Origin of the sequence: Polaromonas sp. YR568 (assembly GCF_943369415.1) — a bacterium.
Lineage (GTDB): Bacteria > Pseudomonadota > Gammaproteobacteria > Burkholderiales > Burkholderiaceae_C > Polaromonas.
In genome coordinates this window covers 51,996-66,621 of sequence record NZ_CALRNF020000016.1, presented here as the reverse complement: position 1 = coordinate 66,621, position 14,626 = coordinate 51,996, and the positions used below count along the sequence as shown (strand labels likewise).

Sequence of the window (14,626 nt, the reverse complement as noted above, 5' to 3'; positions counted from 1 at the left end):
ACCCCAGAAGGCAAACCCATGCAGCGTCGCGCATTCCTCTCCCTGACGGCCACCGCCGCAGCCCTGAGCCTCAGCGGATGCGGCTTCGCGCTGCGCAAGGCGCCCAACTTCGCCTTCACTACGCTTTTTTCCGCCATCAACTCACAGCTGGGCGTGGAACTCAGGAGGTCCCTGCAGTCCACCCGCAAGGTGGAGGTGATCACGGACCCGCGCAGGATCAACGAGGCGCAGGTGATCCTGGACGTGCTGGGCGACCAGCGTGAAAAAGTGGTGCTCAGCCTCAATGCCGCGGGCCAGGTGCGCGAGTTCCAGCTGCGCCTGCGCTTTCGCTTCAGGCTACGCACGCCCGCGGGCAAAGAATTGATTCCCGATACTGAAATCCTGCAGCAGCGCGACATCAGCTTCAACGAATCCGCAGTGCTGGCCAAGGAAGCCGAAGAGGCCCTGCTCTACCGCGACATGCAGGGCGACGTGGTCCAGCAGATCCTGCGCCGCCTGGCGGCTGTGACGGAGCTGTAGGCCAAGGGGGAAGCAGGCCTCAGGCGCGCATCAGCGTGCTCTTGCCGAACAGGCTTTCGATCAGGTCCACGGCGACTTCGGCCGTGCCGTTGCGCACGTCCAGCGCCGGGTTGAGCTCCATCACGTCGAGCGATCCCAGCAGGCCGGTGTCGGCGATCATCTCCATGCACAGCTGGGCCTCGCGGTAGGTCGGCCCGCCCTTGATGGCGGTGTCCACGCCCGGCGCGATGGACGGGTCCAGAAAATCGACGTCGAAGCTCACATGGAGATGGGTATCGGCATCCATGCCGGCCAGCGCTTTTTCCATGGTATGGCGCATGCCCATTTCGTCGATGTAGCGCATGTCGAACACCTCCAGCCCCTGCTGGCGCACAAAGCGTTTCTCGCCCTCGTCCACGCTGCGGATCCCGATCTGCCGGATGGCTGAGGGACTCATGGCCGGCGTCGCGCCACCTATGCCGGTGAGTTCGGCCGGGCCGTGGCCGCACAGCACCGCCACCGGCATGCCGTGCACATTGCCGGTGGGCGTGAGGGCGTTGGTGTTGAAGTCGGTGTGCGCGTCCAGCCACAGCACGCGCAGTTTTTTCCCGGTGGCGCGGCAGTGGCGCGCCACCGCGCTGATCGAGCCTATGCCCAGGCAGTGATCGCCGCCCAGCAAAATCGGCAGGCGGCCGGCGGCCAGGCTCTGGTACATGGCTTCGTGCACCGCCTTGTTCCAGTCGACCACCTCCATCAGGTGCCGGTAACCGTCGGCCGGCGGCAGCCAGGGGTTGGTCGGGCCGGCCAGGTTGCCGGTGTCGGCCACGTCCAGGCCGCGCGCCTGCAGCGCCTCGCGTATGCCGGCCACGCGCAGGGCCTCGGGGCCCATGGAAGCGCCGCGGCTGCCCGCGCCTATGTCGGTGGGAGCGCCTATCAGGTCAACGGTGGTGGTCATCAACGGGCCATTTCAGGGGTGGTGGCTGGGCAGGTTGGCTTGACTGTACGGGCTGCGGCCGGCGCCAGCAAGCCGAACAGGTCCTTGGGGTTGTCCAGGCGCGGCACCAGGTCTATCTGCCGGCGGTTGGCCGCGTCGGCCAGCTGCAGCTTGTGCAGGTAACGCAGGGCCGAGTAGTCTTCCAGCGCGAAGCCGACCGAATCGAAAATCGTGACCTCTTCAGGCGAGGCGCGTCCCACGGCCGTGCCCTTGAGCACGTCGGCGAATTCGGCCACCTTGAAATCCTCCGGCATCTGCTGGATCTCGCCTTCTATGCGCGACTGCGGCTCGAACTCGACCACCACGCGGGCGTCCTTGCGCAGCAGGATGTCGGCGTGCAGCTCGGTCTTGCCGGGGCAGTCGCCGCCCACGGCGTTCAGGTGCATGCCGGGTTGGATCATCTCCGGCGTCAGGATGACGGCGTTGCGTTTGTCGGCGGTGATGGTGGTCACGATGTCGGCTCCCTGCACGGCCTGCGCTGCGGATGGGCAAATCACCACGCGCAGGCCGCTCAGCCCCATCGCATGCAGGTTGCGGGCCAGCTTGTCGCTGGCGGCGGCGTCGATGTCAAACAGCCGCATTTCGCGTATGCCCAGCATGTGGTGAAAGGCGATCGCCTGGAATTCGCTTTGCGCGCCGTTGCCGATGATGGCCATCACGCGGCTGTCCGGCCTGGCCATCCATCTGGCGGCGAGCGCCGAGGTGGCGGCGGTGCGCAGCGCGGTGGTGATGGTGAGTTCGGACAGCAGCAGCGGGTAGCCGGTGTCCACATCGGCCAGCACGCCAAAGGCGGTGACCGTCAGCAGGCCCAGCTCGGTGTTCTTGGGGTGGCCGTTGACGTACTTGAAGGAATACTGGTGGCCGTCGCTGGTCGGCATCAGCTCGATCACGCCATCGGGCGAGTGGATGGCGTGGCGCGCCGACTTGTCGAAATCGTTCCAGCGCCGGTAGTCATGCTCGATTTCGCCGGCCAGGCCTTCGATGAAGGCGGCGGCGCCGCGCTGGCGCACGATCTTTTGAATGCTTTCAATGCCAATGTAGTCAACCATGATGGGGCTCCCGGTCTTGTGTTGCGGGCGCGGGCGACCGTGCCCGCAACCTTGTTCCTTTCGATTGTCCGCAGCCTCAGTGGCAAATAAAAGTCAGTAAGTTGATCAAATTCATGCATTGTTTGTACAAATAGACAGCCTTGCTTGGCATTTCGCCAATAAAATGGCCGTATGGACGATACCGACCGCCAACTGCTGTCCCTGCTGCGCGACAACGCCCGGGCCTCCGTCGCCTCGCTGGCCAAGGTGTTGCGCGTCTCGCGCGGCACAGTGCAGAACCGGCTGGCGCGGCTGGAGGCCGACGGCACCATCACCGGCTACACGGTGCGCCTCAAACCCCAGGCCGAAGGCCACCGCATACGCGCCTTCATGACGGTGGCGGTGGAAGGCAACCGCACGGCGGCCGTGCTGACTGCCCTGCGCGGCGACCCGGCCGTGAGCGCGCTGCACACCACCAATGGCCGCTGGGACATGGTGGCCGAGCTGCAGGCCGACAGCCTCGAAGCCTTTGACAGCGTGCTGAGCCGCATTCGCCTGCTCGAAGGCATCGCCAACACCGAAACCAGCCTGCTGCTGTCGACCAGCAAGCTTTGACGTCGATTCCAGCCGCTAAACTCCCCTCATGAATCTGGCCCCCGCCCAACTCCAGGAACACCTCAAGCGCGGCCTGAAAAGCCTGTACACCCTGCACGGCGACGAACCGCTGCTGGTGCAGGAATTTGCCGATGCGCTGCGCGCCACGGCGCGCGAGCAGGGCTACACCGAGCGCACCGTGCACACCGTGGCCGGCGCGCACTTCGACTGGAGCGAAGTGCTGGCCAGCGGCGGTTCACTAAGCCTGTTCGCCGACAAGCAGATCGTCGAAATCCGCATCCCCGGCGGCAAGCCCGGCAAGGACGGCTCGGTCGCGCTGCAGCAGATCGCCGAGCGCGCGCAGGGCGACGACAGCACGCTGACCCTGGTCATGCTGCCGCGGCTGGACAGCATGACGGCCAAGGGCGCCTGGTTCGGCGCACTCGAAAGTTTCGGCGTCACCGTCAAGTTCGACCCGATAGACAGGCGCAACCTGCCGCAGTGGATCGCCCAGCGCCTGCAGCAGCAGGGCCAGCGCGTGGCCGCCGGCGAGGAAGGCCAGCGCACGCTGCAGTTTTTCGCCGACCGGGTGGAGGGCAACCTGCTGGCCGCGCACCAGGAAATCCAGAAACTGGGCCTGCTCTACCCGGCCCAGTCCGGCAGCAGCGACGGCATCCTGAGCTTCGACCAGGTCGAAAACGCCGTGCTCAACGTGGCGCGCTACGACGTCTTCAAGCTGTCCGAAGCCGTGCTGGGCGGCCAGGCGGTGCGCGTGGCGCGCATGCTGGACGGCCTGCAGTCCGAGGGCGAATCCGAAGTGCTGGTGCACTGGGCGCTGGCCGAGGACATCCGCAGCATGAAGCGCGTGAAAGATGCTATTCAAGCGGGCCGGCCCATGCCCATGGCGCTGCGTGAAAACCGCGTCTGGGGCATCAAGGAAAAACTGTTCGAACGCGTGCTGCCGCAAATCGGCGACACCACCCTGGCCAACCTGCTGCACGCCGCGCACAAGGTCGACGGCATCGTCAAAGGCCTCAAGCAACCTGACTGGCCCGCCGACGGCTGGCAGGCACTGCACCGGCTGGCTGGCATGGTGTGCGAGCAATGCGCCGCGCAAGGTTCGGGCCGCGCCAGGCAAGCTTAGCCCCGGCTGCAATAGGCGCCCTCCGGCAGGCCTAAAATGGCCGGATGAACGCGCCCGACTCCCACAAAGCCCTTTCCTCCTCCAGCGAACTCGCCAGCGATGTCCCGCAGTTGATGGAACTGCTGGGATCCCGGGCCAAAACGGCTTCGGCCGAGATGGCGCGCGCACCGGCGAGCGTCAAGAACAAGGCCCTGCTGAACCTGGCGAAAGCGCTGCGAAAAAATACGGCGGCACTGGAAGCCGCCAACCAGCGCGACCTGGAGCGCGCCCAGACCGCCGGTCTCGCCGGCCCCCTGCTGGACCGGCTCAAGCTCACGCCCAAAATCATTGACACCGTGGCCCAGGGCTGCGAACAGCTGGCCGCCATGGCCGACGTGATCGGCGACATCATCGGCATGAAGGAGCAGCCCAGCGGCATCCGCGTGGGCCAGATGCGCGTGCCCATAGGCGTGTTCGGCATGATTTACGAAAGTCGGCCCAACGTGACGATTGAAGCGGCGTCGCTGGCGATCAAGAGCGGCAACGCCTGCATATTGCGCGGCGGCTCGGAAGCCATCGAATCGAACAAGGCGCTGGCCGCGCTGGTGCAGCAGGCCCTGGCCGGCGCCGGACTGCCGCCCGACGCGGTGTTGCTGGTGCCCACCACTGACCGTGAGGCCGTGGGCCACCTGATCGCCATGCCGCAGTATGTGGACGTCATCATCCCGCGCGGCGGCAAGGGCCTGATCGAGCGCATCAGCCGCGACGCCAAGGTACCCGTCATCAAACACCTGGACGGCAATTGCCATGTGTACGTCGACGACCCCTGCGACCTGGAAATGGCCGTGAAGGTGGCCGACAACGCCAAAACCCAGAAATACAGCCCCTGCAATGCCAGCGAAGGCCTGCTGGTGGCACGCGGTGTGGCCGCCGCCTTCCTGCCCAGAATCGGCGCGATCTACGCCGCCAAGGGCGTGGAGATGCGTTGCGACCCCGAGGCGCTGGCCATTTTGTCCGGCGTGAAAGACGCCAACACCACGGCCGCGACCGAGCAGGACTGGTACGAGGAATACCTGGCGCCCATCATCAGCATCAAGGTGGTCGAAGGCATTGACGAGGCCATCGCCCACATCAACCACTATTCCAGCCACCACACCGACGCCATCCTGACGCGCGACCACATGCATGCCCAGCGTTTCCTGCGTGAGGTGGACTCCGCCAGCGTCATGGTGAATGCGAGCACCCGCTTCGCCGACGGTTTCGAGTTCGGGCTGGGCGCCGAAATCGGCATCAGCACCGACAAGTTCCACGCCCGTGGACCTGTGGGCATCGAGGGGCTGACCTCCCTCAAATATGTGGTGCTGGGACAGGGCGAAGTGCGCACCTGAAGGCATGCCGGGCCGCGAGCCCGGCCCACGGATTTTTGGATGGCCGGCATGGGCGTTACCCCTTGTAACCCGGGGATTGCATCCCAATATCCCTAAAATTCGGTCAGATATAACCGAAGTACATAACAGACTCCCCAATCGAAAGTGGCCGAATGGTTCCGCACCTCATCACCGCCCTGAACGGCCCCATCAACGAACTCGAACAACGCGTCCTGGACTCCACCCCCGCCATCGAGCGCTGGTTCCGGCTGGAGTGGATGGAGCACACGCCGCCGTTTTACAGCTCGGTCGATATCCGCAACGCGGGCTTCAAGCTGGCGCCGGTGGACACCAACCTCTACCCCGGCGGCTGGAACAACCTGACGCCCGAGATGTTGCCGCTGGCCGTGCAGGCCGCGATGGCCGCGATCGAAAAAATCTGCCCCGAAGCGCGCAACCTGCTGGTCGTGCCCGAGAACCACACGCGCAACAGCTTTTACCTGTCCAACGTGCTGCAGCTCAAGCGCATCTTCCACCAGGCAGGCCTGAACGTGCGTTTCGGTTCGCTGAGCTCCGACATCAAGGAACCGACCACGCTCAACCTCCCGACCGGCGAGAGCATCACGATTGAGCCGCTGATCCGCACCGACAGGCGCCTGGGCCTGAAGGACTTCGACCCCTGCACCATCCTGCTGAACAACGACCTGTCGGCCGGCATCCCCGGCATCCTGGAAGACATTAACGAGCAATACCTGTTGCCGCCGCTGCACGCGGGCTGGTCGGTGCGCCGCAAGTCGCACCACTTCAAGGCCTACGAAGAAATTTCCAAGCGCTTCGGCAAGCTGCTGGGCATAGACCCCTGGCTGATCAACCCGATGTTCGCGCAGTGCGGCGAGGTCAACTTCGCCGAGAACACCGGCATGGAATGCCTGACCACCAACGTCGACGCGCTGCTGACCAAGATCAAGCGCAAGTACAAGGAATACGGCATCAACGAAAAGCCTTTTGTCGTCGTCAAGGCCGACAACGGCACCTATGGCATGGGCATCATGACGGTGCGCGACGTGAAGGACCTGGACGCCCTGAACCGCAAGACCAAGAACAAGATGAGCACCACCAAGGACGGCCAGGCGCTGTCCGAGGTGATCATCCAGGAAGGCGTGCTGACCAACGAGCGCGTCAACGACGCCGTGGCCGAGCCGGTGGTCTACATGATGGACCGCTACGTGGTCGGCGGTTTTTACCGCGTGCATGCCGAGCGCGGCGTGGACGAAAACCTCAACGCGCCCGGCGCCAGCTTTGTGCCGCTGGCCTTCGCCGACAGCGGCCGCCTGCCGCAGCCCGGCGAAAAGCCCGGATCCAGCAGCCCCAACCGCTTCTATATGTATGGCGTGATCGCCCGTCTGGCCATGCTGGCCGCGAGCTACGAACTAGAGGCCACAGACCCGGACGCCGAGGTCTACGACTGAAAAAGCCCCGCAAGGGGCTTTTTTCATGGCCCATCCGGTTTGGGCCTTCGGGGCCGGACACGGTGCACTCTTAAATAGATAGCACTAACCAGCAAGGGTAAAACCGCCGGCTTTCGTCATCTATTCGGACTACTCTGTTACAAGTTGTTGCGGTGCAACAAAACCGCCTTTAGTTGGATTTAGGCAGGACCGCCCACTTGCAAGCCCGGCACCTGGGCGCAAAATAGCACTCCCAAAGGTAACCATTCCCGCCGCTTTTGGACCCGCTCGAACGGGCCAGGCGCAAAGACGGGAAGTTCTTGTGTCCAGTAAAAAATCATCCCTCGCGGCGCTCACCCTGGGCGCCATCGGCGTCGTCTACGGCGACATCGGAACCAGTGTCCTGTATGCCGTCAAGGAAGTTTTCGGTTCCGGGCACGTTCCCTTCACCCCCGATAACGTCTACGGCATCCTGTCCATCTTCTTCTGGACGCTGACCGTCATCGTTTCCATCAAGTACGTGGCCCTGGTGCTGCGCGCCGACAACAACGGCGAAGGCGGCCTGATCGCCATGCTGGCGCTGGCCTCCACCGCCGTGAAAGACCGGCCGCAGCTGCGCAAAACCCTGCTGGTCGTCGGCATTTTCGGCACCTCCCTGTTTTACGGCGACGGCGTCATCACGCCGGCGATTTCGGTGCTGTCGGCGGTCGAAGGCCTGGAAGTCGTCTCGCCGGCCTTCAAGCAGGGCGTGATCCCGATCACCCTGGTCATCCTGTTCGCCCTCTTCGCCGTGCAAAAGCACGGCACCGCCGGCATCGGCAAATTCTTCGGGCCCATCACACTGGTCTGGTTCGGCGTGCTGGCCTTGCTGGGCATTTCGCAGATCGCCACCAACCCCCACATCCTGGTGGCGCTGAGCCCGCACTACGCCGTCATGTTCATGTGGAACAACCCGGGCACCACCTTCATCATCCTGGGCGCCGTGGTGCTGTGCGTGACCGGCGCCGAGGCGCTGTACGCCGACCTGGGCCACTTCGGCAAGAAGCCGATACGCCTGGCCTGGTTTTCGGTGGTCATGCCCTGCCTGGTCCTCAATTACTTCGGCCAGGGCGCGTTGCTGATCAGCAACCCCGCCGCCGTGAAAAACCCCTTCTACCTGATGGCGCCCGAATGGGCGCTGCTGCCGCTGGTGGGCCTGGCCACCATGGCCACGGTGATCGCCTCGCAGGCCCTGATCACCGGCGCCTTCAGCGTGACCAAGCAGGCCATCCAGATGGGCTACCTGCCGCGCCTCAATATCCAGCACACCAGCGTGCGCGACACGGGCCAGATCTACATGCCCTTCGTCAACTGGGGCCTGTTCATCACCATCGTGCTCGCGGTGGTGATGTTCCGCTCGTCCAGCAACCTGGCGGCGGCCTACGGCATCGCGGTCTGCACCGACATGCTGATCACCACCATCCTGACCTTCTACGTGATCCGCTACGGCTGGAAGTACCCGCTCAGCCTGTGCATCGCCGCCACCGGCATTTTCTTTGTCGTCGACTTCGCCTTCTTCGCCTCCAACCTCATGAAGCTGTTCGCCGGCGGCTGGTTCCCGCTGCTGATAGGCGGCGCGGTCTTCACGCTGATGATCACCTGGAAGGAAGGCCGCTACCTGCTCAACGAAAAGCTGCGCGCCGACGCGATCGACCTGCCCAGCTTCCTGGACGCCGTCTTCGTCAGCCCGCCGGCCCGCGTCGAAGGCACGGCGGTCTTCCTGACCGCCGAGCCCGGCAGCGTGCCCAATGCGCTGCTGCACAACCTCAAGCACAACAAGGTGCTGCACGCGCAGAACCTGTTCGTGACGGTGCGCAACCACGAGATTCCCTGGATAGGCATGCACAAGCGCCTGGAGATCGAGTCGCTGGGACACGACTGCTGGCAGGTCAACGTGCACTACGGCTTCAAGAACGACCTGGACCTGCCCAAGGCCCTGCAGCAGATCAAGGGCCGCGGCTGCGAGCTGGAGTCCATGACCACCAGCTACTTTCTTTCCCGCGACGTCGTGATCCCTACGATAGGCAGCGGCATGGCGCCGTGGCGCGAAAAGCTGTTCGCGCAGATGCACCACAACGCGAGTGGGGCGGCGGATTTTTTGAATTTGCCGAATAACTCTGTTGTGGAGCTGGGTAGCAAGATCGAGATTTGAGTTTTCGCTTCCTGCGGGGGCGGGCTTGAATTGATGGTTGTGTTCCTCTGCTAAGGCGGCTGGCCGGGACCGGCCCGGCGGCCAGCAAGCCAATGCAAAGCGCAGGAGCGCGCAAGCCGGAGCAAGACCCAGCCCCGCCCCCCCGCTGCCAGGCCAATCCGCTCAATTGGCCACAGTAAACCGGCGCCGTACATGCCGAGGTGTCTCCACCTCATCCACAATCGCCACGGCCAGATCGGCCACCGAAATCCCAGCCGGCTTGTCGCCCTGGCCAGGCAGCAAATCATCCGCGCCAAGGCGATATTTGCCGCTGCGTTCGCCGGGCGCCAGGCCGATGGGCGGCGAGACAAAACTCCAGTCCAATGAGGTTTCGAGCTTGAGCTGGTTCAGCGCTTCGCGCGCCGCCAGCGCGCCCTGCTTGTATTCGGCGGGGAACTGCGGCGTGTCCACCAGCTGCAGGCCGGGCGCCGCATACAGGCTGCCCGCGCCGCCCACCACCAGCAGACGCTTGACGCCGGCCTGCTTCACACCGATCACGATGGCCTGGCTGGCCCGCAGGTGCAGTTCGTAAATTTTCGGCTCGCTCCAGCCGGGGTTGTAGGCGCTGATGAGCGCGTCATGGCCGGCCACAGCCTTGGCGACCTGGCCGGCATCGAGCGCGTCGGCGGCCACCACCTTGAGACCGGCTTGCGGCGTGATTTTGCCCGGGTCGCGGGCCAGCACGGTGACCTTGTGGCCGCGGCTCAGGAGTTCCGAAAGAATGGGTGCGCCTACAAAACCGGTGGCGCCTATGAGTGCGATGTTCATGAAACTTTCCCTTGAGATGAATGAAGTCTTGAGTTTGATTACTTCACAAGCTGCTGAATAGTCGGCAGAATCCGCTAACACTGTGAAGTAAAACTAATCAATGAGCGACAAATCCCTGGACCAACTCAAACGCATGGCTGTCTTTGCCGAGGTGGTGGCTGCCGGCTCGCTGACGGCGGCGGCGCGCCGCCTGGGTATGACGCCTTCAGCCGTAAGCCAGCACCTGCGCCAACTGGAGCAGGCGCTGGGCCTGGCCTTGCTGCACCGCTCGACGCGGCGGCTCACGCTGACCGAGGCCGGTGAGCGCTACCACGCCGGGTGCGCCGCCATGGTGACGGCGGCACGCGCGGCGGAACAAGCCCTGGTGCGCCTGCGCGACGAGCCTGAGGGCGAACTGCGGCTGGCCGCGCCCGTAGGTTTCGGCAGCCTGCTGGCCTCGGCGCTGGCGCCGCTGCGCGCTTATCCCAAACTCACGCTGCGCCTGCTGCTGGACGACACGCTGATAGACCTGATCGAAGCGCGCGTGGACATTGCATTGCGTGTGGGCGAGCTGGCCGATTCGAGCCTGGTGGCGCGCAAGCTGGGCAGCATGCCGCGCCAGCTGTGCGCTTCACCGGCCTACCTGGCGGAGCGCGGCTGGCCCGCCGCGCCGCAGGACTTGCTGCGGCACGACTGGCTGGCCAGCAAACCCAACAGCAACACCAGCGCGGACATGCTGGAGTTGCTGGGCCCGGCGGGCGAGCGCGAGACCTTGCGGCTGGAGGGCCGGGTGCAGGCCTCGCAGGTCACGGCGCTGCACGCACTGGCCGTGGCAGGCTGGGGCATCAGCATGGGTGTGAGCGAGGACGACCGCAAGGCGCTGGCCGAAGGGCGGCTGCTGCCGGTACTGCCCGGCTGGCGCATGGCGGATTTGCCGGTGTACGCCGTCACGCCGCGGCGCGGCGAACAGCCCGCCAAGGTGCGTTACACGCTGGACTTGCTGGCGGCCTGGTTCGGCGGGCAGGAGGCCGGCCTCAAGCCCGCTGCGGGCGCGGCTTGAAAATCAGCCCGCCCAGCATCACGCAACCCAGCGCGGCCACGACCAGCGCGGTGCCGGCCCATTGCCAGGGCGTGACGACCTCGCCCAGCACCAGCATGCCGGTGGCCAGGCCCACGACCGGCACGCCCAGGCTGAAGGGCGCGACGCGGTTCGCGGGGTGGCGCTTGAGCAGGTTGGTCCACAAGCCGTAACCCAGGATGGTGGCGGCCCAGCCCAGATAGGCCACGGCGGCCCAGCTCGATGCGCGCGCCTCCAGCCAGTGCCAGCGCAGGGCTTCGGGGTCGAAGGCCCAGGACAGCGCGGCGAAAGGCAGCACCGCGACCAGGCTGCTCCACACCACAAAAGCCAGCGGCGAATAGTCCTTGTACGTTTGCTGCACACGCCGCGCCACGATGTTGGACATGGCCCACATGGACGCCGCGCACAGCGTCAGCACAAAGCCCAGCGGCGTGGTGGCGCCGCCGCCGTCCGCGCCCACATAGTTGAGCGCGAAGCAGGCCAGGCCCAGCGCCGCGAGGACCAGCCCGGCCTGCAGCGGGCGGCTGGCGCGTTCGTGCAACAGCACAAAACCAAACAGCGCCGTCCAGAACACCTGGGTCTGCTGCAGCACCGAAGCCAGCGCCGCCGTCATGCCGACCTTGAGCGCGAGGAACAAAATGCCGAACTGGCCCACGCCCTGCAGCAGGCCGTAGGCGGCTATCCATTTCCAGGCCACCTTGGGCGGGCGCACCAGCAGCACCAGCGGCAGCACGGCGAACACATAGCGGGCGGTTCCCAACTGGAATGGCGTGAAGTCGCGCAGCGCGAATTTCATCACCACAAAATTCACGCCCCACAGCACGACCACCGTGAGGGCGGCCGCCAGGTCGCGGCCTGTAAGAACCTGTTCACGGCCTAAACGGGGCCGCGCAAGCCCCTTCTCGGGATGGGATGCTAGGCGCGGTGCGCTGCCCATAGTACAGCTATGGGCTAGCGCCGCAACGCCGCAGACCGCCCGAGAAGGCGCTTGCCCTCCGGGTTGGGGTGACGCAAACGCGGTCGCGTTTGCATCCCCGTTGGGGCAGCTGCACGACGCCCAGCCGACCGGCTGGGCGGTCGGGCGATTGAGCCACCCAGGCCCTTGCATGGGCATGAGCCCATGCGGCGTGCCCGGTCGGCCCACTCATCCCGATTGCATCCCAACGCGGCCCCGTTTAGACCGTGAACAGGTTCTATGGTATTGCTTTGCATGGAAGTGCCGAAAGCGCTGCGGTTCAACCCAGCTGCATGTTGCGCGCGGCGTCCAGATGCGCCTTGACGCGCTGGGCCAGCGCGAAGTCGCCGGGGGTCTCCGGCCGCCATTCCTGGGCGGGCAGCGCCTTGCCGTCCAGGTCCACAGCGACAAAGACCACCAGGCATTCGGTGATGACCTGCATCTCGCCCATTTTCATGTCGCCGGCGCGCACTTCCACCGCGATGTTCATGCTGGTCGTGCCGGTGTAGGCCAGGCGCGCCTCGACTTCGACGAGGTCGCCGATCATGATGGGGCGCTGGAAGCGGATGCTGCCCACCGAGACGGTGACGCAATAGCGTTTGGCCCAGCTGGTCGCGCAGGCATAACCGGCTTCGTCAATCCATTTCATGACGGTGCCGCCGTGCACTTTGCCGCCGAAGTTGACGGTGCTGGGTTCGGCCAGGAATCGCAGGGTGATGGATGACATGGGTGCAGCCGGTGATGTTGTGAGGTTTCAGGCGTGCTGCCAGGCGATGGCGGCGACACGCATCATATTGTCACCCATCACGCCTTCGATCTCGCTGGCGCTCAGGCCCACCTCGCGCAGCGCGCCGAGCAGCAGCTGCCAGGTTTCGACCGGTGTGTAGGTCATGCGCTGCACCGCGCGGTTGTAGCCGGCCGACTTCGGCCACCAGTAAGTGGGGTCGTAGTCGCCGGGCGGGTTGTCGTTGAGTTCGTCCTGGCGAAAGCTGATGTCCAGGCCTATGCCCGCATGCTGCGCGCCGACCAGGCCGGCGACGTAAGCCACGTGCCGCGCCATGTCGTCGGCTGTGGGCGTGCGCGTGCCCAGGAAAGCCGAGACGCCCGAGACGCAGACCACGCCGCCGGTCGCGGCGCAGGCGCGTATCTGCTCGTCAGTGATGTTGCGGCCATGCTCGACCAGCGCCAGCGGGTTGGCGTGGCTGAAGATCACCGGCTTCGATGAGGCGGCCATGATGTCCAGGCTGCAGCGCCGCCCGGTGTGCGAGCAGTCCATCAGCAGGCCGGCCTTGTTGACGGCCTGCACCATGCGCACGCCCAGCGGCGTGAGGCCGCGCGCCTCGTCGTGGCAGCCGTCGGCCACGCTGTTGTTGCGGTTGTAGGCGAAGTGGATCTGCCGCACGCCGAGCTCGCGGTACAACGCCACCATCTCGGTCTGCTCCTGCAGCGGTATCGCACCTTCGAGGTCAAAGCCGATGGCGAGTTGGCCCGCGGCCGCGGCTTCACGGATTTCTTCCACGCTGGACACCAGCCTGTAGCGCTCGGGGCTGGCCGCGATCTTCGCGCGGAAGGCGGCGATCACCGCCATGATTTGCGCCACCGGGTTCATGTCCATGCCGACGTTGATGGAGACATAGTTGACGCCCGCGGCGCGCAACGCGTCCATGGGTGAAAAATCGGCTGCCGGGTGAAGCGGCAGGCAGGCGTGGGCTTCCCAATTGATCATGGTGAGGGCTCGTTAGGTTGGAGGGAAATTAAATCACGCGGACTGTCGGCGCGCCAGCGTGCGTGGTAACGATTTACGCGGTGGCAGGTGCCTCGGTTGCGGCACGGCGCTTGAAGCCTGTGGAGGCTTCCATCAGGCTCAGCGTATAGGGATTGCTGGCCTTGCGCCCCGCGAGGTCGGCCGAGGCCAGCATCTCCACCGTCTGGCCGCGCTGCATCACCATGAGGCGCTCGCACAGGTGGGTGACGACGGCCAGGTCGTGGCTCACCATCACAAACGTGAGCCCGCGCCGGCGGCGCAGTTCTTCAAGCAGGTTGAGCACTTCGGCCTGCACCGAGGCGTCCAGCGCCGAGGTGGGTTCGTCCAGCAGCAGGATTTGCGGCTCCAGGATCAGGGCCCGCGCAATCGCGATGCGCTGGCGCTGCCCGCCCGAAAGCTGGTGCGGATAACGAAAGCGAAAACCCGTGCCGAGGCCGACTTCTTCGAGCGCGCGCTCAATGCGCGCTTCCGCGTCGGCGATGCCGTGAATGGCCAGCGGCTCGGCCAGGATGCGGTCCACCGTGTGGCGCGGGTGCAGCGAGCCATAGGGGTCCTGGAACACCATCTGCACCTGGCGCCTGAAGGCCTTGCTGCCGGGCGCGCTGTCCTGGCCCAGCAATTTGACGGTGCCGGCCGTGCGCGGCGCGAGCCCACAGATGGCGCGCAGCACCGTGGACTTGCCGGATCCCGATTCGCCGACGATGCCGAAGCTTTCGCCGGGGGCCACGGTGAACGAGGTATCGGCGACCGCGACAAAACCGTCGTAGACCACGCGCAGGCCGCTGACTTCCAGGCCCAG

The 14,626-nt window shown here is 65.4% G+C and carries 14 protein-coding genes; 7 read left to right on the top strand and 7 right to left on the bottom strand.

Annotation, left to right across the window (positions count from 1 at the left end):
- The first annotated feature begins 18 nt into the window (after nt 1-18).
- Complete coding sequence (lptE, locus tag ACLV74_RS11995; protein WP_411879623.1) at nt 19-519, top strand: LPS assembly lipoprotein LptE; 501 nt, start codon at nt 19-21, stop codon at nt 517-519.
- 19 nt (nt 520-538) lie between these two features.
- Here lptE and rocF read toward each other — a convergent pair whose 3' ends face one another.
- Nucleotides 539-1,453 carry an arginase gene (rocF, locus tag ACLV74_RS11990; RefSeq protein ID WP_411879622.1) on the bottom strand — a complete coding sequence of 305 codons (915 nt, stop codon included), beginning with the start codon at nt 1,451-1,453 and terminating at the stop codon, nt 539-541.
- The gene (locus ACLV74_RS11985; protein WP_411879621.1) at nt 1,453-2,541 is read right to left on the bottom strand and encodes an ornithine cyclodeaminase; all 1,089 of its coding nucleotides are present in this window, start codon (nt 2,539-2,541) and stop codon (nt 1,453-1,455) included. Before ACLV74_RS11985 ends, rocF begins: the two co-directional genes overlap by 1 nt.
- 171 nt (nt 2,542-2,712) lie before the next feature.
- Between ACLV74_RS11985 and ACLV74_RS11980 the strand changes: the two genes are divergently transcribed.
- From ACLV74_RS11980 to ACLV74_RS11960, 5 genes are all read left to right on the top strand, one after another.
- Entirely contained in the window at nt 2,713-3,135 is a 423-nt protein-coding gene (locus ACLV74_RS11980) for an Lrp/AsnC family transcriptional regulator (RefSeq protein ID WP_411879620.1), read from the top strand.
- Nucleotides 3,136-3,163: 28 nt separating this feature from the next.
- Complete coding sequence (gene holA / locus ACLV74_RS11975) at nt 3,164-4,258, top strand: DNA polymerase III subunit delta (RefSeq protein WP_411879619.1); 1,095 nt, start codon at nt 3,164-3,166, stop codon at nt 4,256-4,258.
- A gap of 113 nt (nt 4,259-4,371) precedes the next feature.
- Nucleotides 4,372-5,625: a glutamate-5-semialdehyde dehydrogenase gene (locus ACLV74_RS11970; RefSeq protein ID WP_411879666.1), complete on the top strand. Its 1,254-nt coding sequence runs from the start codon at nt 4,372-4,374 to the stop codon at nt 5,623-5,625.
- Between the two features lie 152 nt (nt 5,626-5,777).
- Nucleotides 5,778-7,073, top strand: coding sequence for a glutamate--cysteine ligase (gene gshA / locus ACLV74_RS11965; RefSeq protein ID WP_411879618.1), 1,296 nt, complete (start codon nt 5,778-5,780; stop codon nt 7,071-7,073).
- A 301-nt stretch (nt 7,074-7,374) separates the two neighbouring features.
- Nucleotides 7,375-9,243, top strand: a complete 1,869-nt coding sequence (locus ACLV74_RS11960; protein WP_411879617.1) for a potassium transporter Kup — start codon at nt 7,375-7,377, stop codon at nt 9,241-9,243.
- A 162-nt stretch (nt 9,244-9,405) separates the two neighbouring features.
- Here the strand turns inward: ACLV74_RS11960 and ACLV74_RS11955 are convergent, their stop codons facing one another.
- Entirely contained in the window at nt 9,406-10,050 is a 645-nt protein-coding gene (locus ACLV74_RS11955) for an NAD(P)-dependent oxidoreductase (protein ID WP_411879616.1), read from the bottom strand.
- Nucleotides 10,051-10,150: 100 nt separating this feature from the next.
- On the opposite strand from ACLV74_RS11955, the gene ACLV74_RS11950 reads away from it, so the two are divergent.
- Complete coding sequence (locus ACLV74_RS11950; protein ID WP_411879615.1) at nt 10,151-11,089, top strand: LysR substrate-binding domain-containing protein; 939 nt, start codon at nt 10,151-10,153, stop codon at nt 11,087-11,089.
- Here ACLV74_RS11950 and ACLV74_RS11945 read toward each other — a convergent pair.
- The 4 genes from ACLV74_RS11945 to ACLV74_RS11930 all read right to left on the bottom strand — a co-directional run bounded on the left by ACLV74_RS11945 (nt 11,064) and on the right by ACLV74_RS11930 (nt 14,626).
- Nucleotides 11,064-12,044, bottom strand: a complete 981-nt coding sequence (locus tag ACLV74_RS11945; RefSeq protein WP_411879614.1) for an EamA family transporter — start codon at nt 12,042-12,044, stop codon at nt 11,064-11,066. The genes ACLV74_RS11950 and ACLV74_RS11945 overlap by 26 nt on opposite strands.
- Nucleotides 12,045-12,342: 298 nt before the next feature.
- Nucleotides 12,343-12,789, bottom strand: a complete 447-nt coding sequence (locus tag ACLV74_RS11940) for an acyl-CoA thioesterase (RefSeq protein WP_411879613.1) — start codon at nt 12,787-12,789, stop codon at nt 12,343-12,345.
- 27 nt (nt 12,790-12,816) lie between these two features.
- Nucleotides 12,817-13,788 (bottom strand): dipeptidase, encoded by a 972-nt coding sequence (locus ACLV74_RS11935; protein ID WP_411879612.1) that lies wholly within the window; start codon nt 13,786-13,788, stop codon nt 12,817-12,819.
- A 73-nt stretch (nt 13,789-13,861) separates the two neighbouring features.
- The gene (locus ACLV74_RS11930) at nt 13,862-14,626 is read right to left on the bottom strand and encodes an ABC transporter ATP-binding protein (RefSeq protein WP_411879665.1); all 765 of its coding nucleotides are present in this window, start codon (nt 14,624-14,626) and stop codon (nt 13,862-13,864) included.

What these genes read in the sequence shown, in the direction of transcription:
- lptE (WP_411879623.1), top strand. Translation starts at nt 19, where the DNA reads ATGCAGCGTCGCGCATTCCTCTCCCTGACGGCCACCGCCGCAGCCCTG.
- rocF (WP_411879622.1), bottom strand. Translation starts at nt 1,453, where the DNA reads ATGACCACCACCGTTGACCTGATAGGCGCTCCCACCGACATAGGCGCG.
- ACLV74_RS11985 (WP_411879621.1), bottom strand. Translation starts at nt 2,541, where the DNA reads ATGGTTGACTACATTGGCATTGAAAGCATTCAAAAGATCGTGCGCCAG.
- ACLV74_RS11980 (WP_411879620.1), top strand. Translation starts at nt 2,713, where the DNA reads ATGGACGATACCGACCGCCAACTGCTGTCCCTGCTGCGCGACAACGCC.
- holA (WP_411879619.1), top strand. Translation starts at nt 3,164, where the DNA reads ATGAATCTGGCCCCCGCCCAACTCCAGGAACACCTCAAGCGCGGCCTG.
- ACLV74_RS11970 (WP_411879666.1), top strand. Translation starts at nt 4,372, where the DNA reads ATGGAACTGCTGGGATCCCGGGCCAAAACGGCTTCGGCCGAGATGGCG.
- gshA (WP_411879618.1), top strand. Translation starts at nt 5,778, where the DNA reads ATGGTTCCGCACCTCATCACCGCCCTGAACGGCCCCATCAACGAACTC.
- ACLV74_RS11955 (WP_411879616.1), bottom strand. Translation starts at nt 10,050, where the DNA reads ATGAACATCGCACTCATAGGCGCCACCGGTTTTGTAGGCGCACCCATT.
- ACLV74_RS11950 (WP_411879615.1), top strand. Translation starts at nt 10,151, where the DNA reads ATGAGCGACAAATCCCTGGACCAACTCAAACGCATGGCTGTCTTTGCC.
- ACLV74_RS11945 (WP_411879614.1), bottom strand. Translation starts at nt 12,044, where the DNA reads ATGGGCAGCGCACCGCGCCTAGCATCCCATCCCGAGAAGGGGCTTGCG.
- ACLV74_RS11940 (WP_411879613.1), bottom strand. Translation starts at nt 12,789, where the DNA reads ATGTCATCCATCACCCTGCGATTCCTGGCCGAACCCAGCACCGTCAAC.
- ACLV74_RS11935 (WP_411879612.1), bottom strand. Translation starts at nt 13,788, where the DNA reads ATGATCAATTGGGAAGCCCACGCCTGCCTGCCGCTTCACCCGGCAGCC.